The organism is Pseudomonas sp. Marseille-P9899, assembly GCF_903166565.1.
In the GTDB taxonomy this organism is placed as follows: Bacteria; Pseudomonadota; Gammaproteobacteria; order Pseudomonadales; family Pseudomonadaceae; genus Aquipseudomonas; species Aquipseudomonas huaxiensis.
Window position 1 is genome coordinate 1,379,794 of sequence record NZ_CAESCG010000001.1, and the last position, 17,449, is coordinate 1,397,242.

Below are 17,449 nucleotides of genomic sequence, written 5' to 3' on the forward strand. Positions count from 1 at the left end.
TGCTGTTTCAAAGGATGAATGGAGTGCGGGCGCTCCAAGCAATGGAGAATTTTAAAAACGGTGGAGCGCAAACACTCCATTGCTACGTAAGCCTCATGGGCGCGGGCTTGAATTGTGCAAAGGCCACAAGCTGCCTGTCAGAGGATCTGGTGATGGCCACCATGTGCTAGTCGACAGGCCTTTAGCGTCCTTGAGAACGAGCGCCGCCCGCGCGGCGCATCGCGAGCAAGCTCGCTCCTACAGTAGGTTGCAACGTGCCATAGCCTGTCAGAGAGGTGTTGCCCGCCCTTGGCGTTTGGCGATGAATCGCGAGCAGGCTGTTGAGGTCTACTCGATACCGCGTCGTATAAACAAGGCGGTCAACCATGGCCTGACAGACATAGGTACGTTGCAACCTACTGTAGGAGCGAGCTTGCTCGCGATGCGCCGCGCGGGCGGCGCTCGATCTCAAGGGCGCTGAAAATCTTTCGGCTAGAGCCTGGTCGCCATTACCCGGTCTACTGGCAAGCGCCTCATGGCCTTAATAGAGCCACGAGATCCCACAAATTCAGCACTAAACCCCGCTCGCCAAAGCACGAAACGCCGCCAACACCTCCCCCGGCTTCTCCAACATCAACTGATGCCCACACCGCTCCAGCAACTCGAACTCACCTCGCGGCAACTGCCGGGCCAACGCTTCGCCACCGCTAGCGGGGGTCAGGCCATCGTGGTCGCCAGACACCACCCGGACTGGCAACGTCAAACCGGCCACGGCATCCGCTTGCGGCCATTGCGCATTCGCCACCAGCGACTTGAACACATACAAGCGATTGCGCCGGGTCAGACCCTCTTCATACGCCACCAATGCCTGATCCGCCTCGGGGTGCCAGGCCTTCTCGCGAAAGCCCTTCGACAGCAGCGGCCGGATGATCTCCAGTACCCACGCCGGCAGGTTAAGCAACCCACCGCGAGCCAGCGGCCGGTGCAACTGCGAGCCCAGCAGCAAGGCGCCATCGATGCTGACCTGTGCCTGTTCCAGCAAGGCGCTGAGGGTCACGCCGGTGCCAAAGGAATGCGCCACCACCAGGTTGCGCGCGCCGCCATGGCGGCGGACGATTTCCAGTTGGTCCGCCACCAGCTCGGACCAGGCATAAGCCGCCGCTGCACGCGGTTTGTCGCTGTCGCCGTGACCGAGCATGTCCCAGGCCACCAGGCTGTAGCCTTCTTCGCCAAGGCTGCGCCACAGCTCGCGCCACTGGTCCTTGTTGCCACCGCCACCGTGGGCGAAAAACACCACGGTGTCGGCCCGTTCGGTGCCGGGCTGGTGGGCCACGCTCAAGTGCCGGCCGGGACGGACTTCCAGCAGTTCGCCGCGAACCCGCGGTAATTCGGAAAATGCAGGGGCATCAGCCATGGGCAGTCAGGGCCTCTTCGGGGTCAAGGTAAGCGGGCCGCGACAGGCCCAGGTGATCGCGCAACGTGCGGCCCTGGTAGGCGCGGCGGAACAGCCCGCGCCGTTGCAGTTCGGGCACCACGCTGTCGACAAAGCGCTCCAGGCCACCGGGCAGAAACGGCGGCATGATGTTGAAACCGTCAGCGGCGTCTTCGCTGAACCACTGTTCCATGCGGTCGGCAATCGTCGACGGCGTACCGACCACCACCAGATGCCCGCGCGCGGCGGCCATGCGCAGGTACAACTGGCGGATGCTCAGGTTCTCGCGGCGGGCCACGGCGATCAGCAGGTCGCGGCGGCTGACCCCGGAGTTGGTCGCCGGCAGTTCCGGCAACGGCCCGTCCAGCGGATACGCGGACAGATCGCTACCGCCGGCGATATCCGCCAGCAGCGACAAACCCACCTGCGGCTGCACCAGCGCCTGCAACTGCTGGTACAGCGCCTCCGCGTCGGCCTGACTGTCGGCAACCACCGGCAACAGTCCGGGCATGATCTTCAGTTGCCCGGCGTGCCGACCGTAACGCGGCAGCAGCGCCTTGAGTTCGCGGTAGAACTGCTGAGCGCCGGCCAGCTCCGGTTGGGCGGTAAAGACCATCTCGGCATGGGCTGCGGCCAGCTCGCAGCCGGCCTTCGACGCCCCCGCCAGCACCTGCACCGGCGCCACGTTGCGCGCCTTCCACTGTTCGCGCACCTTGCCGAGGAATTCCCGTGCCAGGCCATAGCGCCGGGCATGTTCGAAGTGAGTCTGGCGGCCGAAGTTGAAGGCTTCCTCGGCATTGCTCGACGTCACCAGGTTCCAGCCGCTGCGCCCGCCACTCAGGGCTTCCAGCGAAGCAAAGCTGCGCGCCACGGTATCGACGCTGTTGTAGGAGGTGGTGACCGTGGCCACCAGGCCGATACGTTCAGTCACTGCGGCGAGTGAGGCCAGCAGGGTCAGCGGTTCGAAATGCTCGGTGCGCGCCATGCGGCTCAGTGCATCGAGATTGCCCGGCAACATCGCCAGCGTGTCGGAGAGGAACAGTGCGTCGAAGCAGCCACGCTCGGCAGTCTGCGCCAGACGCCGATAATGCTCGATATCCAGGCCACCATCGGCCTGGGCATCGGGGTGCCGCCAACCGGCGACATGGTGCCCGGTGGCCATGACAAAGGCGTTCAGGCTCATCATCCCACGGCTCATGACGCCACCTCCGCGCCGCTCAAGTGGTTGGCTTTGGGCAGCGCCAGCGACACGCCGCTGAGCAGCGCGCGGGTGTAAGGATGTTGCGGCTGGGTCAGCACTTGCGCCGTGGCGCCCTGCTCGACCACCTGACCGCCCTGCATCACCGCGATGCGGTCACACAGCCGAGCCGCTACCCGCAGGTCGTGGGTGATGAAAACAATGCTCAGTTTCAGACGGCGCTGCAGCGATTCCAGCAATTCGAGGATCTGCACCTGGATCACCGCGTCGAGGGCCGACACGCATTCGTCGGCGATAAGAATCTTCGGCTCCACCGCCAGCGCTCGGGCGATGCCGATACGCTGCCGTTGACCACCGGAAAACTCATGGGGAAAACGCTCAAGTGCAGTGGCCGGCAAGCCCACCAGTTCCAGCACCTGCCGTGCGCGCCGCGCCGCCTCGGCCTTGCTCACGCCCTGGGCCAATGGCCCGGTCATCAGGATGGTATCGATGCGCTGGCGTGGATTGAGGGAGGCGAACGGGTCCTGGAAGATCATCTGCACATCGCTGCGCAGGCCGCGTAGCCGGCGCTGGGACAGGCCCGCCACTTCCCGGCCTTGCCAGGTGATGCTGCCGGACTCCACCGGCAACAGCCGCACCAGGGCACGGCCCAGGGTCGATTTGCCGGAGCCCGACTCACCCACGATACCGAGGGTTTCACCCTGCGCCAGTTGCACATCGACGCCGGCCAGCGCCCGGGTACGCCGGCGTTTCCACCAACCGCCACGGCTGGAGAAACTCTTTTCCAGCGCCTGTGCCTGCAACACCACGGGCGCATCATGCAGCGCGGGCCGGGCTTCCAGCGGGCTGGCCGTCACTGCGGCGATCAGTTGTCGGGTGTAAGGCTGGCGTGGCGCATCGAGGACGTCACGCGCCGTGCCCTGCTCCACCAGATGCCCTTTTTCCAGGACCAGCACACTGTCGGCGATGGCCTGGACCACGCCGAAATCATGGGTGATGAACAGCATCGCCATGCCCTTGTCCCGCTGGATCCGCTGCAGCAGCACGAGAATCTGCGCCTGGGTGGTGACGTCCAGCGCCGAGGTCGGCTCGTCGGCGATCAGCAGCGCCGGGTCGAACACCAGCGCCATGGCGATCACTACTCGCTGGCGCTGGCCGCCGGACAGTTCGAACGGATAGGCGTGGCGCAGCCGCTCGGGGTCCGGCAGGCCGACATAACCGAGCAGTTCGACCACTCGCTGGCGGCGGGCGCGGGCGTCCTTGACGCCATGGGCCTGCAAGGTTTCGTCAATCTGCCGGCCAACGCTGAGCAAGGGATTGAGGGCGCTCATCGGCTCCTGGAAGACCATGCTGATATCGCGGCCGCGCAATTGGCGCATGGCGTCTTCATCGTGGTTTGCCAGGTCCTCGCCACGAAACAGCAGCCGTCCGCCATCTACCTGCAACGGCGACGGCAGCAGGCGCAACAGCGCCTTGGCCAGCATGGACTTGCCCGAGCCGGACTCGCCGACCACGCACAGGCATTCGCCGCGTTGCAGCTCCAGCGACAGGTCATACAGCGCGTGGCTGCGGTCGGCACCGGCCGGCAGTGCGATGCGCAGGTGTTCGATGCTCAGCAACGTAGCTGCGCTCATAGGGAATCTCCTGGCCGGCGGGCCGGCTCGAAGGCGACCCGCAGGCCCTCGCCGACGCGGTTGACCGCCAGCACACACAACAGAATCGCCAGACCCGGCAACAGGCTCATCCACCAGGCCTCGCGCAGCAGGCCGCGGGACGCATTGATCATGTAGCCCCAGCTCATGGCTTCGGGGTCGCTGAGGCCGAGAAAGGCCAGCGCTGCCTCGGTCAGGATCGCCGTGGCCATGACGAAGGTCATGGTCACCAGCAGCGGCGCCAGGGCATTGGGCAGAATCAGCTGGAACACGATGGCCAGCGGCGATTGCCCGAGAACCCGCGCCGCCTGGACGAATTCACGCTGACGCAGGCTGAGGAATTCGGCGCGCACCAGCCGCGCCACCGCCGGCCAGGCCACCAGCGAAATAGCCAGGACGATGGAGCCCAGGGACGGTTCCAGCACCGCCACCAGAATCACCGCCAGCACCAATTGCGGAATGATCTGGAAGAACTCGGCCAGGCGCATCAGCACGGCGTCCAGCCAGCCGCCGAAGTAGCCGGCAAGCGCGCCAACCAGCAGGCCGGTCAGCAGGGTCGCCAGGCTGCTCAGCACACCGACCGCCAGCGATACCCGGGCGCCGTACAGCAAGCCGCTGCCCAGATCACGCCCGAGCAGGTCGCTGCCCAACCAGTGGCCGGCATCCTGCAACGGTTTGAGCATCGGCTGGGCGTTCATTTCCCAGGGCGAACCCTGGCTGATCCACGGCGCTGCGACGGCCAGCAAGGCCACCAGCAGCAGCCAGGCGGCGCCGATCAGCGCCGACGGTTGCGCGAGAAAACGTCGCGCCACGCTCGACTGGCTCATGCGCCCTGCCCTCCGACGCCAATGCGCGGATCAAGCAGGCGGCAGGCCAGGTCGGTCAGCAGGTTGAAGCCGACCACCAGCAGCGAAATCACCAGAAAACCTCCCATCAATACGCCGTAATCGCGCTGGGCCAGGGCGTCGTACATCAGCCGGCCGATACCCGGCCAGGAATAGACCACTTCCACCAGCAGCATGCCGCTGGCCAGTTGGCCCAGTTGCAGGCCGGCGAAGGTCACCACCGGCAGCAGCGCATTGCGCAGCACATGCACCAGCAAAATCCGTCGCGGCGCCAGGCCCTTGGCCCGGGCGGTATAGACGTATTCCTGGTTCATCGCTTCAAGGGTGGCGGCGCGGGTCAGGTGGATATACAGCGCAAGAAACAGAAAACTCAGCGACAGGCACGGCAGCAGCAGATGGCGCAGGCGGTCCGTCAGCCAGGCGCCGCCGTGCAGCTCGCGGGCCACGGTTTCCATGCCGAACGCCGGCAGCCAGTCGAGGTTCACCGAGAACAGCAGGATCAGCAGCATCGACAACCAGAACGTGGGGATCGCATAGAGCAGCAGCGCCCCCTGGGAAATCACCCCGTCCAGCCAGTGCCGACGCTGTCGCGCGCGGGCCGCCAGCACGCCGAGGCTCACCCCGAGCAGCGACGACAGCAGAAATGCCGAGCCCATCAGGCTCAGGGTTGCCGGCAGACGCTCGGCCAGCAGGGTCCACACCGGCGTCTGGTTGCGGTAGGAATACCCCAGGTCCAGGTGCGCCACCTTGCCCAGGTAGATCAGCAATTGCTGGCCCAACGGCAGATCCAGGCCCATCTCCTGGCGCAGGTCGGCGATGAACGCGGCGTCATCGACCCCGGCCTCGCCGGCCATCAGCAGCGCCGGATCACCCGGCGCCAGGCGGATCAGCAGGAACGCCAACACCAGCACCCCAAGCACCATCAGCCCGGCGCGGCCCAGGCGCGCGCCGAGGAACAGCAGCGCACTCATGGCGCCGGGGCGTCGAGGTAGACGCTCTCGTAGTCTTCATTGAGGCTGGTGGCGGTGCGCAGCAGGTTGTGCACCTGCGTGTGGTACAGCGTCGGGTAGCGCATCTCGAAGATCGGCGCGATCGGCAACTCGTCGTTCAGCAGATTCTCGAGCTGGCCATAGGTTTTCTGCCGCTCGGCGCCCTCGGGGATATCGGCCACCTGACGCCACAGGCGGTCCACCTCGGGGTTGCTGTAGCCGCCGACATTGGCGAAGGGCGAGGGCTTGAGGATGTAGTCGCTGCGGTACAGGTAAGCGTTGGTCAGGTACGGGTCGCCGATCTGGAAGATGAAGTTGTAGGTCAGGTCGAAGTCCCAGTCGCTGACCCGCTGGAACCAGGTCGCGGCGTCGGACGTCACCACCTGGACCTTGAAGCCCAATGGCTGCAGCACCTGCTTGGTGTACTCGGCCAGCCGCTCCCAGGCGCCGCCCTTCTCACCATTGAGCAGGCGGATACGCACCGCGCCGACATCGACGCCGGACTCGGCGATCAGCGCCTTGGCCTTTTTCAGGTCATGGGCGTATTGCGGCAGTTGCGGGTCGTGGTACGGCGATCCGGCGGCGAACGGCCCGCGGGCCACCTGGCCGGCACCGAAGAAGATGTTGTTGACGATGAAATCGCGGTTCAGTGCGTAGAGGATCGCCTGACGCACCTTGGGGTTGTCCAGCGGCGGCTTGCGCGTGTTGATCTGCAGGAAGGCCAGCCCGGCGTACAGCTCCCAGCCCTTGTCCGAGGCGGTCACGTCCGGCAGCGCGCTGAGGCGCTTGAGGTCGGAGTAATCGGCGTCGCCGCCGCGCAGCACCTGCACGTCGTTGCGTTCGAAGGCTGCAGCCCGCGACGAGGCGTCCGGGATCACATGGAAGATCACCGCATCGAGGTGCGGCAGGCCCTTTTTCCAGTAGTCAGGATTCTTCGCCAGCTTGATCCAGGCGCCGCGCTTCCATTCCTGGAAGACGAACGGCCCGGTGCCCACCGGCTTCAGGTTGTAAGGATTGGCGCGAAAATCGGTGCCTTCGTAGAGGTGCTTCGGCACCACCGGACGCAGGCCGCTGCCCAGCAACGACAGCAACGGCGCGAAAGGCTTTTTCAGGTGGAAAGTGACTTGCAGCGGCGCGCTCGAATCGATCGACGCCACGTATTCCTCGAAGACGCTCCCGACCCGCTTGTCCACTTCCGGGTAGAAGGTGTTGAAGCTGAACAGCACGTCCTGCTCGCTGAGCGGCTTGCCGTCATGCCATTTGACGTTCGGCTGCAGGTCGAAGGTGTACGTCAGGCCGTCCGCCGACACCTTCCAGGACTTGGCGAGCACCGGCTGCGGCGTGAGCGCGGTGTCGAAGGTCAACAGGCCCTGCAGCACCTTGCCGCTGACGTACTGGGTGGAAACATGGGTAACCACGCCGTGCATCAACGATGGCGGCTCGGGTTGGGCGACGAGGTTGAGCACGCCGCCGTCGCGCGGTTCGGCCTGGACGGTGCCGGCCAGCAGCGCGGCGCAGGCCAGCATGGCGACGCCCAGCCCCTTGAGCAGATGACGCGGCCCGACCCGGGGTGACTGACGATGAGGGTGACTGGGCATGGTGACTCCTTGGCAATGGTCCAGCGACTGTGCCAAGGGTTTTAGCAAGCGCTGTGCCACGGCTGGCGCATCCCGTAAAGCCTGGCGAAACGCCGCGTTGCGGGCGCTCAAATGATGAAAAAGCCACACCTGCCAGCGGCGGCTGTGGAAAAAGCAACAGTGCCGGCACTGGCCTGCTCGCGGATGGCCGCGTAATCCGGGCCTGGCCGCGCTGGCACAGGGTTTGCCCTGTCAGCTGAATTCGAACCACTGAAAATGTGAGCGCCATGTCACTCGACTACCTGGGCAACCCCATCGATACCGACGACCACGACGCGCGTCAGGGCCTGGATGACTTCATCGCCGGCTTCATCGGCTACCAGCCCCGCGCCGAAGCCATCCTTGCCAGCGCCGACCGCCACCCGGAATCCGCCCTGAGCAACGCATTGGCGGGCATCCTGCTGATGTTCGTCGAGTCCCCCGAAGGCCCGACGCTGGCTGAGCGTTATCGGCAGCGCGCGGCCAGCGTCGAGCCGCTGCACCCGCGGGCGGCGCTGTACCTGGCGCTGTTGCAGGCGTGGATCGCCGACGACCTCGACCGGGTGCTGCTGCTCGCCGGGCGCGTGCAGGCGCAGTACCCGCGCGACCTGTTCGCCGCCAAGCTCAACCAGTACGTGGAATTCAACCGCGGCAACTGGCCGGCGCTGCTGCGCATCGGCCTGAATGCGGTGTCGGCTGCGCCGGACATCGCCCAGAGCCACGGCATGCTGGCCTTCGCCTACGAGCAATGCCACCTGCTCGAAGAGGCCGAAGCCAGTGCGCGCCAGGCCCTGGCCCTGCAACCGAGCGAGCCCTGGGCCCAGCATGCGCTGGCCCACGTGATGCTGACCGAAGGCCGTATCGACGAAGGCATCGCCTTTCTCGAAGGCGTGAAGGTGCACTGGCAGGGCCTGAATTCGTTCATGTACACCCACAACTGGTGGCACCTGGCGCTGTTCTACCTGGCCCGCGGCGAGGAGGCGCGGGTGCTGGAAATCTATGATCGGCATGTCTGGGGCATCCTGCCCGAGTATTCCCAGGACCAGATTGGCGCGGTGTCGCTGCTGGCGCGGCTGGAACTGGCGGGTATCGATGTCGGCGAGCGCTGGCAGGAACTGGCGCCCTGGCTGCAGAAACGCCACGCCGATACCGTGCAACCGTTTCTCAGCCTGCAATACCTTTACGGCCTGGCCCGAGCCGAGAAACCGGAAGCGGACCTGCTGCTGCAAGCGCTGCAGGTCCATGCCCACCAGGCCCCGAGCTTCAGTCGGGCGACCTGGGCTGATGTCACCCTGCCGGTGGCCGAAGCGTTGCTGGCCCATGCCCGTGGCGATTTCCGGCGGGCCGCGCGGTTGCTCGCCCTTAGCCTGCCGCGCCTCAACGAGATTGGCGGCAGCCATGCCCAGCGCGACCTGTTCGCCCAGATCGAGCTGGATGCGCGGCTGCGCGGCGGTGAATGGGAAGTCGCCCAGCAGACCCTGGAACTGCGCCGCCGCTACGACGCCCTCGACGTACCGACCAACCGCAGCCTGGCGCGGGTTTATCGTGAACTGGCGTTGCCGGCCCTGGCCCGACAGGCCGAGGACCGGGTCGAGCAGGTGCTCAACCAGCGTTAGCCCGCCGCGCTTCGAACACGCCCCGGGCAATCGCCCGGGCCACGCAATCGGCGGCGGCCGAACCGATGCTGCCGATGCGCACCTGACGCTGGGCGCCACTGCCCAGTTCCACCGCGCCAGAGGCGAGGGCGAACACCGTGTCGCCATCAAACGGCAAGTGCGCCGGCCGCACCGCCCGGGCGATGCCGTCCTGGGCCATGATCGCCACCCGCTTGCACTCGGCAGTGTTCAGCCGCGCAGTGCTGGCCACCACTACCAACGTGGTATTGGCCCCGGCCTGCAGGCGACCCATGGAATCCAGCCGCGACAGTTCCGGGATCGGATCGCTGCAATCCTGATCACCTTGCGGCCGTGCGCCGCCGAACTCGCCGGCGATTTCCCAGGGCCAGGCCCAGAAGGTCTTGCCGTCGGGCATGTACACCGAACCAATGGGGTTGGCGACCACCAGCGCGCCGACGATCAGACCGTCGCCCAGATCCAGCGATGCCGAGCCGAGGCCGCCCTGGAGCACCCCGGCCATGGCGCCGCGCCCGGCACCGACCGCACCGAGGGCGAAGTCACTGGAATTGTTGGCCAGCGCTTCGAAGCCGAGGCGACGGTATGGCGGTTCCAGACCCCACTGCTTGTCGCCGCCATTGGCCAGGTCGTGCAACACCGCAGCGGGGACGATCGGAATGGCCGGCGCACCGGCTTTCAAGTGCAGGCCGATGCCTTCGACGGACAGCGCCGCCGCCACCGCATCGGCGGCGCCGAGGCCGAACACCGAGCCGCCGGCGAACACCAGCGCGTGCAACTGGCCGACCATGTTTTCTGGCTCCAGTGCCGCCGTCTCCCGCCCTCCCCGCCGCCGCGAATATCGACGCTGGCGGTCCAGACGCTATCGGTGCGAATCACCGTGACCCCGGTATCGACCCGGGGATCGGTGGCGTGGCCGACGGTCAGGCCGGGAATATCGGTGAGGGCGTTGCGAGGACCGGGGAGCGGCATAAGCGGGAATCCTGAAAATCGATGTGGTGGTGCCAGGGTCCTCAGCAAGTCATATGCCATGTGGGACAGGTGTGCAGCCCATCACGATGGCTCGGCGCCCCGACACGTCCGCGCTGGCCTGATCACTGTAGAAAAACCAACACCCTGCCCCCGCCACCGCTGAAAAATCACCACACAACCTCACCACCCAGCCTCAACCCACTGTTTTAAAAGCCTTTTCTCGACTGGCACAGCCCTTGCTCCTGTCCCATCACCAGAGCTTGCCCCAACAAGCCGCCCCTACTGACCTCATCGGAGTAAGCCCCTCATGCGTTCCTCGAATTTCGGCGGATTGCGGCCGCCTCATAAAGTCTTCGCCTTCAGCCTGCTGTTCCTCGCCCTGAGCGACGCGGCATCCCCGGTGCTGGCCGCCGACAGCGACAACCCGCTGGACACCGTGGTGGTGATCGGCAACCGCGGCCAGGCCCGCACCCTGGCGGAAAGCCCGGCGCCGGTGGATGTGATTTCCTCCAAACAATTGCTCGCCACCGGCCAGGGCGACCTGACCCGCGCCCTCAGCCGGGTGCTGCCGTCGCTGAACCAGCCGGCCTCGTCGGGCTTCGGTTCGACCTCGGTGGTGCGCCCCATCAGCCTGCGCGGCCTGAACGGCGATCAGGTGCTGGTGCTGGTCAACGGCAAACGCCGGCATAACAGCGCCCTGCTCAACAACGGCACCTACCTCAACTCCGGCTCGCAGCCGGTGGACCTGGATACCATCCCCACCGCGCTGGTGGACCACGTCGAAGTCCTGCGCGACGGCGCCTCGGCCCAGTACGGCTCCGACGCCATCGGCGGCGTGGTCAACATCGTGCTGAAACAGACCGACCACGGCGGCAGCGTGTCCACCACCTACGGTCAGAACTACGAGAACGGCGACGGCGAAACCACCCGGCAGACCGGCAACGTCGGCCTGGCCCTGCCCAACGACGGTTTCATCAACCTCGCCCTGGATGTGAAGCAGCAGAAAATTTCCGACCGCTCGGACAAGGCTCCATACACCGACAGCGCCGGCAACACCAGCCTGCAGCACACCTATTACGGCACCGGCCTGCCGGAAGCGCGCAACTTCAGCCTGGGCTACAACGCCGAGCTGCCGGTCAGCGACGCCCTGAGCCTGTATTCGTTCTCCACCTACACCCGACGCAATTCCGAGAAGCCGCTGGCGTTCCACCAGCCGTCCAGCTTCGACGGCATCGCCACGCCGTTCCCGGAAGGCGTGGAAGACACCCTGCGCTTCATCGAAAACGACTTCCAGGTAGCCTTCGGTGGCAAGGGCAACGTGGTCGGCTGGGACTACGACCTGTCCACCACCTACGGCCAGGATCACGCCGAAGCCACCCTGCGCCACACCTACAACCTCAGCTACGGCGCCAACTCGCCAACCTCGGTGGACACCGGGGTGAAGACCTTCAGCCAGTGGACCAATAACCTCGACCTGACCCGCGCCTTCGACCTTGGCCTGGCCAAACCGACGCAGATTTCCTGGGGCCTCGAACACCGTTACGAAAACTACAAGATCGGCAAGGGCGACTACGCCTCCTATGCCAGCGGCCCGTTCACCACCGGCGCCAGCGGCAACCCGATCGCCCCGGGGACCATTTCCGGTGCCGGTACCACCCCGGCTGACGCCGCGGAAAAAGGCCGCACCAGCCTCGGTGCCTACGCCGAGATCGGCCAGGACCTGACCGATAAATGGCATGTCGACCTGGCCGGGCGCTACGAGGACTACAACGACGGTTCGGGCACCACCAGCAACGGCAAGTTCTCCACCCGCTATCAGTTGACCCCGATCCTCGCCGTGCGCGGTACCTTCAGCACCGGCTTCCGCGCGCCATCCCTGGCCCAACAGATCTACAGCTCGACCTCGCAAAGCAACGTCAACGGCAACCTGATCGACTACCGCAACGTCGCCGTCGACTCCGCCGTGGCCAAAGCCCTCGGCGCCACCACCCTGAAACCGGAGAAATCCACCAACATCGGCTTCGGCCTGACCCTGCAGCCGAACGACGCCACCAGCGTCACCCTCGATGCCTACCAGATCAAGATAAAGGACCGCATCGCCCAGACCGGCTACCTCGGCGGCACGCCACAGATCAACGCCATCCTCGCCGCCGCCGGCCTTGCCACCAACCAGTCGGTGACCTACTTCACCAACGCCCTCGACACCACCACCCGCGGCATCGACCTGGTCGGCGACTACCGGCAGAACCTCGGCGCCTGGGGCGGCCTGCGCTACACCCTCGGCTTCAACTGGAACACCACCGAAATCGATGACATCAAGGCCTCGTCCGTGGCCCAGCAAGCGCTCGGCCCAACCGGTGGCTACGACCGCCAGCGCCAGGGCAACCTCAAGCACGGCCTGCCAGAATCCAAGCTGCTGCTGGGCGCAACCTGGACCTTCGACAAGCTCGACCTGAGCCTGAACCTGACCCGCTACGGCGAATACACCCAATACGGCACCGTGGAAATCTACGACCGCACCTTCTCCCCGGCGTGGATCACCGACCTCAACCTCGACTACCACCTGACCCCGGCCCTGACCCTTACCGCCGGCGCCAACAACCTGTTCAACAAGTACCCGGAACGCACCGGCCTGCCGAGCAGTTCGGGCGCGTTCCCCTACGGCAACTTCTCGCCCTACGGCACCACCGGTGGCTACTGGTACACCGGCCTGAGCTACAACTTCTGACCCGCCGCCCTGCCGGCGTCGGTGCCGGCAGGGCTTTCGTCACCCCACGGGAGCGCGATTCCATGACCCGCCGTACCGATCAACTCAAGCTGGGCGCTTTTCTGGCCAACAGCGGCCACCACGTCGCGGCCTGGCGCCATCCGCTGGCCCAGGCCGATGCCAGTCTGGATTTCGAGCACTTCAAGTCCATCGCCCGCAGCGCCGAACGCGGCAAGTTCGACGCCCTGTTCGTCGCCGATGTGGTCGCCCTCTGGGGTCACCACATCGACGCCCTGAGCCGCACCGCCCGTGGCGAGCACTTCGAGCCGCTGACCCTGATGGCGGCGCTGGCCGCGGTCACCGAGCGCATCGGCCTGATCGCCACTGCCACCACCAGCTACAACGAGCCGTACCACATCGCCCGCAAGTTCGCCTCCCTCGACCACCTGTCCAAGGGCCGCGCAGCGTGGAACCTGGTGACCTCAGTGGTCTCCGACGAAGCCTGGAACTTTGGCCGCGAAACCCACATCGAGCACGCCGACCGCTACCAGCGTGCCGAAGAGTTCCACGACGTGGTCAAGGGCCTCTGGGACAGTTGGGACGACGACGCCTTCCCCCGCGACAAAGCCAGCGGCCAATACTTCGACCCGGACAAACTGCACACCCTCAATCACCGCGGCGCGCATTTCGCCGTACGTGGTCCGCTCAATGTCGCGCGCCCGCCCCAGGGCCACCCGGTGCTGGTCCAGGCCGGCGCCTCGGAACCGGGCAAAGCCCTGGCGGCGCGGGTCGCCGAGGTGATCTTCGCCTCGCACCACGAACTGCCGGCGGCGCAGGCGTTCTACCAGGACATCAAACAGCGTGCAGCCGCGCTGGGCCGCGACCCCGAGCACATCAAGATTCTTCCCGGCGTCACCCCCTTTATCGGCGAAACCCGCGAGCAGGCGCAGGCGCTGTTCGAGGAATTCCAGGCGCTGATCGACCCGGTACTGGGCCTGCGCCTGCTGGCCGACACATTGGGCGAAGACATCGACCTGTCCGGCCATGACCTCGACGGTCCGCTGCCGGAAACGCCGCCCGGCCAGCGTGGCAGTCGCCGTGATCAGGTGCTGGAGCTGGCCCGCCGCGACAACCTGAGCATCCGCCAGTTGTACCTGCGCCTGGCCGGTGGCAACCCGGTGATCGGCACGCCCGAAGACATCGCCGACAGCTTCGAAACCTGGTTCCAGACCCGCGCCTGCGACGGTTTCAACGTGTTCTTCCCGTATTACCCAGGGTCGATCGACACCTTCGTCGACCGCGTGATCCCGCTGCTGCAGGCGCGCGGGCTGTTCCGCCACGAGTACGAGGGCCGCACCCTGCGGGAAAACCTCGGCCTGCCGCGCCCGGCCAACCGCTTCAGCGCGGCGGCGGAGGTCGGCGCATGAAAACACTGCCTTGTGTGGTCCTGGCCCTTTGCGGCCTGGCCGCGAGCCCGGCCTTCGCCTTGAATATCCTGCTGAGCAACGACGACGGCTATCGCCACCCGAGTATCCGCGCCCTCTACAGCGCCCTGAAAAGCGCCGGCCACCAGGTGAAGATCGCCGCGCCGCAAAGCGAACAGAGCGCCCGTGGCGGCGCCTTCATCTATGGCCGGGAAGTGACTGTCGGCCGCGACGACGACCCGGCCTACCCCGACAGCTACTACATCAGCACCCACGAAACCGGCCTGTGCAGCAGCGCCGCCTGCGCAGGACAAGAGGTGCAGATCGAGATCAGCGGCACGCCGGTCATGGCACTGCTGATGGGCCTGAAAAAGGTGCTGCCGGAACCGGACCTGGTGATCGTCGGGCCGAACCCCGGCAATAACGTCGGCGCGATCAATACCGCCTCCGGCACCTTCAACGCCGCCAGCTTCGCGGTGCGCGCCGGCTATCCGGCACTGGCGGTGAGCACCGACCTCAAGGACAAGGACCCGCAACGGGTCGCCGCCCAGGTGGTGAAGATGGTGGATGCCCTCGACCGCCATCGCCAGCCCGACGGCAAACTGCTGCCGGCCGGCCTCGGCCTGAACATCAACTTCCCCGCCGACACCAGCCTCAAGGGGGTACGTCTGACCCAAATCGGCAGCTACGTGGGCTTCGACACGCGCTACACCGACGACCTCGGCACGCTGTTCCCGAAACTCGCCGGCAAGCCCGGCATCAGCTTCGAGTACAGCGCAGCGGCCACCTCCGCCCAACAGGACGACGAAGCGGTGTGGCTGGCCAAGGGTTACCTGACCATCAGCCCGTTCAACGGCCAACTGCAATCCAGCGACCAGGCCGGTGCCGCCAAGGCACTCGCCGGTTTGCCGCTGATTCCGCAGGAGCAGCAACCATGAGCGGCGGGTTTTCCCTGGGCTTTCTCAACCGGGTCTATCACCCGCACTTCGACGCCAAGGTCTACCGCGAGACGATCGAGCTGTTCCAGGTCGCCGAAGAACTGGGCTTCGACAGCGGCTGGGTGGCCCAACACCATTTCGCCAGCGAACAGGGCCGTCTGCCCTCGCCGCTGGTGCTGCTTGCAGCGGTAGCCCAGCGCACCCGGCGCATCGCCCTCGGCACCGGAATCATCGTGCTGCCGCAAGAGCTGCCGCTGCGCCTGGCGGAAGATGCCGGAGTGCTTGACCTGCTCAGCAACGGCCGGCTGGAACTGGGCCTGGGCGCGGGTTTCGATCCGGACAGCTTCCGCGCCTTCGGCCTGCCCCACGAACAGCGCCACCGCGACTACGAAAACCACCTGCACGTGCTGCAGGCGGCCCTCGGCAACGCGCCGTTGAACAGCGAAGGGCTACGCCTGCAACCGCTGTCCCCCGGCCTCGGCGGTCGGCTCTGGGAAGCGACCTCGCGGGTGGAACTGGTGGCGGCCCGTGGCAACGGCCTGATCATGGCGCCCAATCCGCACCTGCCGGCCGAAGCCGGTATCGAGGCGGTACAGCGCTACCGCGCCGCCTGGACCGGCGACAACGGCACGCCGCCGCGGGTTGCCCGGGTCCAGGGAGTGTTTCCTACCGCCGGTATCGGCGGCGACGACAGCGCCCTGCGTCGCGATATCCAGACCTACCTCCAGCGCCAGCACAGCATCGGCGTCTACCACGGGCCGCTGGATGCTGACTTCGGCGACACCCTCACGCGCCTCGGCGTGCTGCATGGTCCGGCGCAGTCGATCGTCGACGGCTTGCGCAGCGGCCCGCAACTGGGCGTGCATGACCACCTGATCGTCCAGGTACAAAGCGCGAGTACGCCGCTGCGTGACGCCATCCGCGCCCTGGAAATCATCAGCGAGCAGGTCGCCCCGGCCCTGGGCTGGCGTCGCGCTGTCACCACCACCGCCAAGGAACCCGCCCTGTCATGACTGCTGCCACACCACACCCGTTCAAGCTGGGCTTTCTCACCCACGCTTTCGGCGAAGAGCCGAAACAGGTCTACGAGGACCTGCTGGAGCAATTCGAAGTCGCCGAAGCCCTCGGTTTCGACGGCGGCTGGATTGCCCAGCACCATTTGAGCAACGGTTTTGGCCGCTTGCCGTCGCCGCTGCTGTTCCTCGCCGCCGTGGCCGAGCGGACCCGCCATATCGAACTGGGTACCGGAGTCATTGTCCTGCCCTTCGAAGACCCGGTACGCCTGGCCGAAGACGCCAGTGTGCTCGACCAACTGAGCGGCGGCCGGGTGCAACTGGGACTGGGCAGCGGTGGTGCCAATCTGGACAGCTTCAGCGCCTTCGACCGCGACCCGGCGCAGCGCCAACAGCGTTTCAGCGCCGATCAACAGCGCCTGCAACACCTGCTCGACGGCCAGCCCGCCAGCCCTGACAGCGCGCAGACCCTGCAACCGCCCGCCGCGGGCCTGAGCCAGCGCCTGTGGCATTCCCACGGCAGCGTCGAAGGCGCGGCCTACACCGCGCAACAAGGCAACGGACTGCTGCTGGGCACCGCGACCCATGATCCGCTGACCGTGCAAAAGCCGTTGGCCGACGCCTATCTGCAGGCCTGGGCGCATGCCGACCGCGCCCCGCGAATCGGCGTGGTGCGCGCCGTGTTCCCGGCCAACGACCGGGCCACCGCCCAGGCGGAGCTGGCGCCGGACATCGAGCGGCATATCCCGCGCTTGCAGCGTGAGGGCCTGATCGACGAAGCCATCGACCTGGAGGAGCACCTGCGTCTGATGAACGTGCACCACGGCCATCTCGACGAGGTAATCGACAGCCTGCGCCAGGACCCGTCGCTGCTGCCCTACGCCGATTACCTGATCGTGGTGGTGCAAGCGGAAAGCTCGACCCAGGCCCAGGTGCTCAAGCGCCTGGAAATCATCGCCCGAGACATCGCTCCGGCACTCGGCTGGCAACCCCGCGCTACCCAGACCCAGACGGCGGTGGGATGATGGCCAACCTTGTTTCATTCACCCTTGC

12 protein-coding genes and 1 pseudogene are annotated in these 17,449 nt (G+C 66.3%); 6 read left to right on the forward strand and 7 right to left on the reverse strand.

The window, feature by feature from the left end; all coding sequences use genetic code 11:
• Nucleotides 1–553: 553 nt before the first annotated feature.
• Genes HWV67_RS06150 through HWV67_RS06175 form a run of 6 tightly spaced genes read right to left on the reverse strand, consistent with a single transcriptional unit; the run spans nucleotide 554 to nucleotide 7,621 of the window.
• Nucleotides 554–1,393, reverse strand: coding sequence for an alpha/beta fold hydrolase (locus tag HWV67_RS06150; protein ID WP_175650386.1), 840 nt, complete (start codon nucleotides 1,391–1,393; stop codon nucleotides 554–556).
• Nucleotides 1,386–2,609, reverse strand: a complete 1,224-nt coding sequence (locus HWV67_RS06155; protein WP_175650387.1) for an LLM class flavin-dependent oxidoreductase — start codon at nucleotides 2,607–2,609, stop codon at nucleotides 1,386–1,388. The genes HWV67_RS06150 and HWV67_RS06155 overlap by 8 nt, the downstream gene beginning before the upstream one ends.
• Complete coding sequence (locus HWV67_RS06160; RefSeq protein WP_175650388.1) at nucleotides 2,606–4,243, reverse strand: ABC transporter ATP-binding protein; 1,638 nt, start codon at nucleotides 4,241–4,243, stop codon at nucleotides 2,606–2,608. The genes HWV67_RS06155 and HWV67_RS06160 overlap by 4 nt, the downstream gene beginning before the upstream one ends.
• On the reverse strand, nucleotides 4,240–5,088 hold the full coding sequence (locus HWV67_RS06165) for an ABC transporter permease (protein WP_175650389.1): 849 nt from the start codon (nucleotides 5,086–5,088) through the stop codon (nucleotides 4,240–4,242). The genes HWV67_RS06160 and HWV67_RS06165 overlap by 4 nt, the downstream gene beginning before the upstream one ends.
• On the reverse strand, nucleotides 5,085–6,077 hold the full coding sequence (locus tag HWV67_RS06170; protein WP_175650390.1) for an ABC transporter permease: 993 nt from the start codon (nucleotides 6,075–6,077) through the stop codon (nucleotides 5,085–5,087). The genes HWV67_RS06165 and HWV67_RS06170 overlap by 4 nt, the downstream gene beginning before the upstream one ends.
• Complete coding sequence (locus tag HWV67_RS06175) at nucleotides 6,074–7,621, reverse strand: ABC transporter substrate-binding protein (protein ID WP_175650982.1); 1,548 nt, start codon at nucleotides 7,619–7,621, stop codon at nucleotides 6,074–6,076. Before HWV67_RS06175 ends, HWV67_RS06170 begins: the two co-directional genes overlap by 4 nt.
• Nucleotides 7,622–7,959: 338 nt before the next feature.
• Here HWV67_RS06175 and HWV67_RS06180 point away from each other — a divergent pair, with 338 nt between their 5' ends.
• A complete protein-coding gene (locus HWV67_RS06180) occupies nucleotides 7,960–9,327 on the forward strand; it encodes a tetratricopeptide repeat protein (RefSeq protein ID WP_175650391.1) in 1,368 nt (455 codons plus the stop codon).
• Here the strand turns inward: HWV67_RS06180 and HWV67_RS06185 are convergent.
• Nucleotides 9,314–10,374: pseudogene (locus HWV67_RS06185) on the reverse strand (P1 family peptidase). The gene HWV67_RS06180 and the pseudogene HWV67_RS06185 sit on opposite strands and share 14 nt — an antisense overlap.
• A 247-nt stretch (nucleotides 10,375–10,621) precedes the next feature.
• On the opposite strand from HWV67_RS06185, the gene HWV67_RS06190 reads away from it, so the two are divergent.
• The 5 genes from HWV67_RS06190 (at nucleotide 10,622) to HWV67_RS06210 (ending at nucleotide 17,421) form a co-directional block, all read left to right on the forward strand.
• Entirely contained in the window at nucleotides 10,622–13,042 is a 2,421-nt protein-coding gene (locus HWV67_RS06190; protein ID WP_175650392.1) for a TonB-dependent receptor plug domain-containing protein, read from the forward strand.
• 62 nt (nucleotides 13,043–13,104) lie between these two features.
• Nucleotides 13,105–14,448: an LLM class flavin-dependent oxidoreductase gene (locus HWV67_RS06195; protein ID WP_175650393.1), complete on the forward strand. Its 1,344-nt coding sequence runs from the start codon at nucleotides 13,105–13,107 to the stop codon at nucleotides 14,446–14,448.
• Entirely contained in the window at nucleotides 14,445–15,383 is a 939-nt protein-coding gene (locus HWV67_RS06200) for a 5'/3'-nucleotidase SurE (protein WP_175650394.1), read from the forward strand. Before HWV67_RS06195 ends, HWV67_RS06200 begins: the two co-directional genes overlap by 4 nt.
• A complete protein-coding gene (locus tag HWV67_RS06205) occupies nucleotides 15,380–16,396 on the forward strand; it encodes an LLM class flavin-dependent oxidoreductase (RefSeq protein ID WP_175650395.1) in 1,017 nt (338 codons plus the stop codon). Before HWV67_RS06200 ends, HWV67_RS06205 begins: the two co-directional genes overlap by 4 nt.
• A complete protein-coding gene (locus tag HWV67_RS06210) occupies nucleotides 16,393–17,421 on the forward strand; it encodes an LLM class flavin-dependent oxidoreductase (protein ID WP_175650396.1) in 1,029 nt (342 codons plus the stop codon). The genes HWV67_RS06205 and HWV67_RS06210 overlap by 4 nt, the downstream gene beginning before the upstream one ends.
• Nucleotides 17,422–17,449 lie beyond the last annotated feature (28 nt).

What these genes read in the sequence shown, in the direction of transcription:
- HWV67_RS06150 (WP_175650386.1), bottom strand. Translation starts at nt 1,393, where the DNA reads ATGGCTGATGCCCCTGCATTTTCCGAATTACCGCGGGTTCGCGGCGAA.
- HWV67_RS06155 (WP_175650387.1), bottom strand. Translation starts at nt 2,609, where the DNA reads ATGAGCCGTGGGATGATGAGCCTGAACGCCTTTGTCATGGCCACCGGG.
- HWV67_RS06160 (WP_175650388.1), bottom strand. Translation starts at nt 4,243, where the DNA reads ATGAGCGCAGCTACGTTGCTGAGCATCGAACACCTGCGCATCGCACTG.
- HWV67_RS06165 (WP_175650389.1), bottom strand. Translation starts at nt 5,088, where the DNA reads ATGAGCCAGTCGAGCGTGGCGCGACGTTTTCTCGCGCAACCGTCGGCG.
- HWV67_RS06170 (WP_175650390.1), bottom strand. Translation starts at nt 6,077, where the DNA reads ATGAGTGCGCTGCTGTTCCTCGGCGCGCGCCTGGGCCGCGCCGGGCTG.
- HWV67_RS06175 (WP_175650982.1), bottom strand. Translation starts at nt 7,621, where the DNA reads ATGCTGGCCTGCGCCGCGCTGCTGGCCGGCACCGTCCAGGCCGAACCG.
- HWV67_RS06180 (WP_175650391.1), top strand. Translation starts at nt 7,960, where the DNA reads ATGTCACTCGACTACCTGGGCAACCCCATCGATACCGACGACCACGAC.
- HWV67_RS06190 (WP_175650392.1), top strand. Translation starts at nt 10,622, where the DNA reads ATGCGTTCCTCGAATTTCGGCGGATTGCGGCCGCCTCATAAAGTCTTC.
- HWV67_RS06195 (WP_175650393.1), top strand. Translation starts at nt 13,105, where the DNA reads ATGACCCGCCGTACCGATCAACTCAAGCTGGGCGCTTTTCTGGCCAAC.
- HWV67_RS06200 (WP_175650394.1), top strand. Translation starts at nt 14,445, where the DNA reads ATGAAAACACTGCCTTGTGTGGTCCTGGCCCTTTGCGGCCTGGCCGCG.
- HWV67_RS06205 (WP_175650395.1), top strand. Translation starts at nt 15,380, where the DNA reads ATGAGCGGCGGGTTTTCCCTGGGCTTTCTCAACCGGGTCTATCACCCG.
- HWV67_RS06210 (WP_175650396.1), top strand. Translation starts at nt 16,393, where the DNA reads ATGACTGCTGCCACACCACACCCGTTCAAGCTGGGCTTTCTCACCCAC.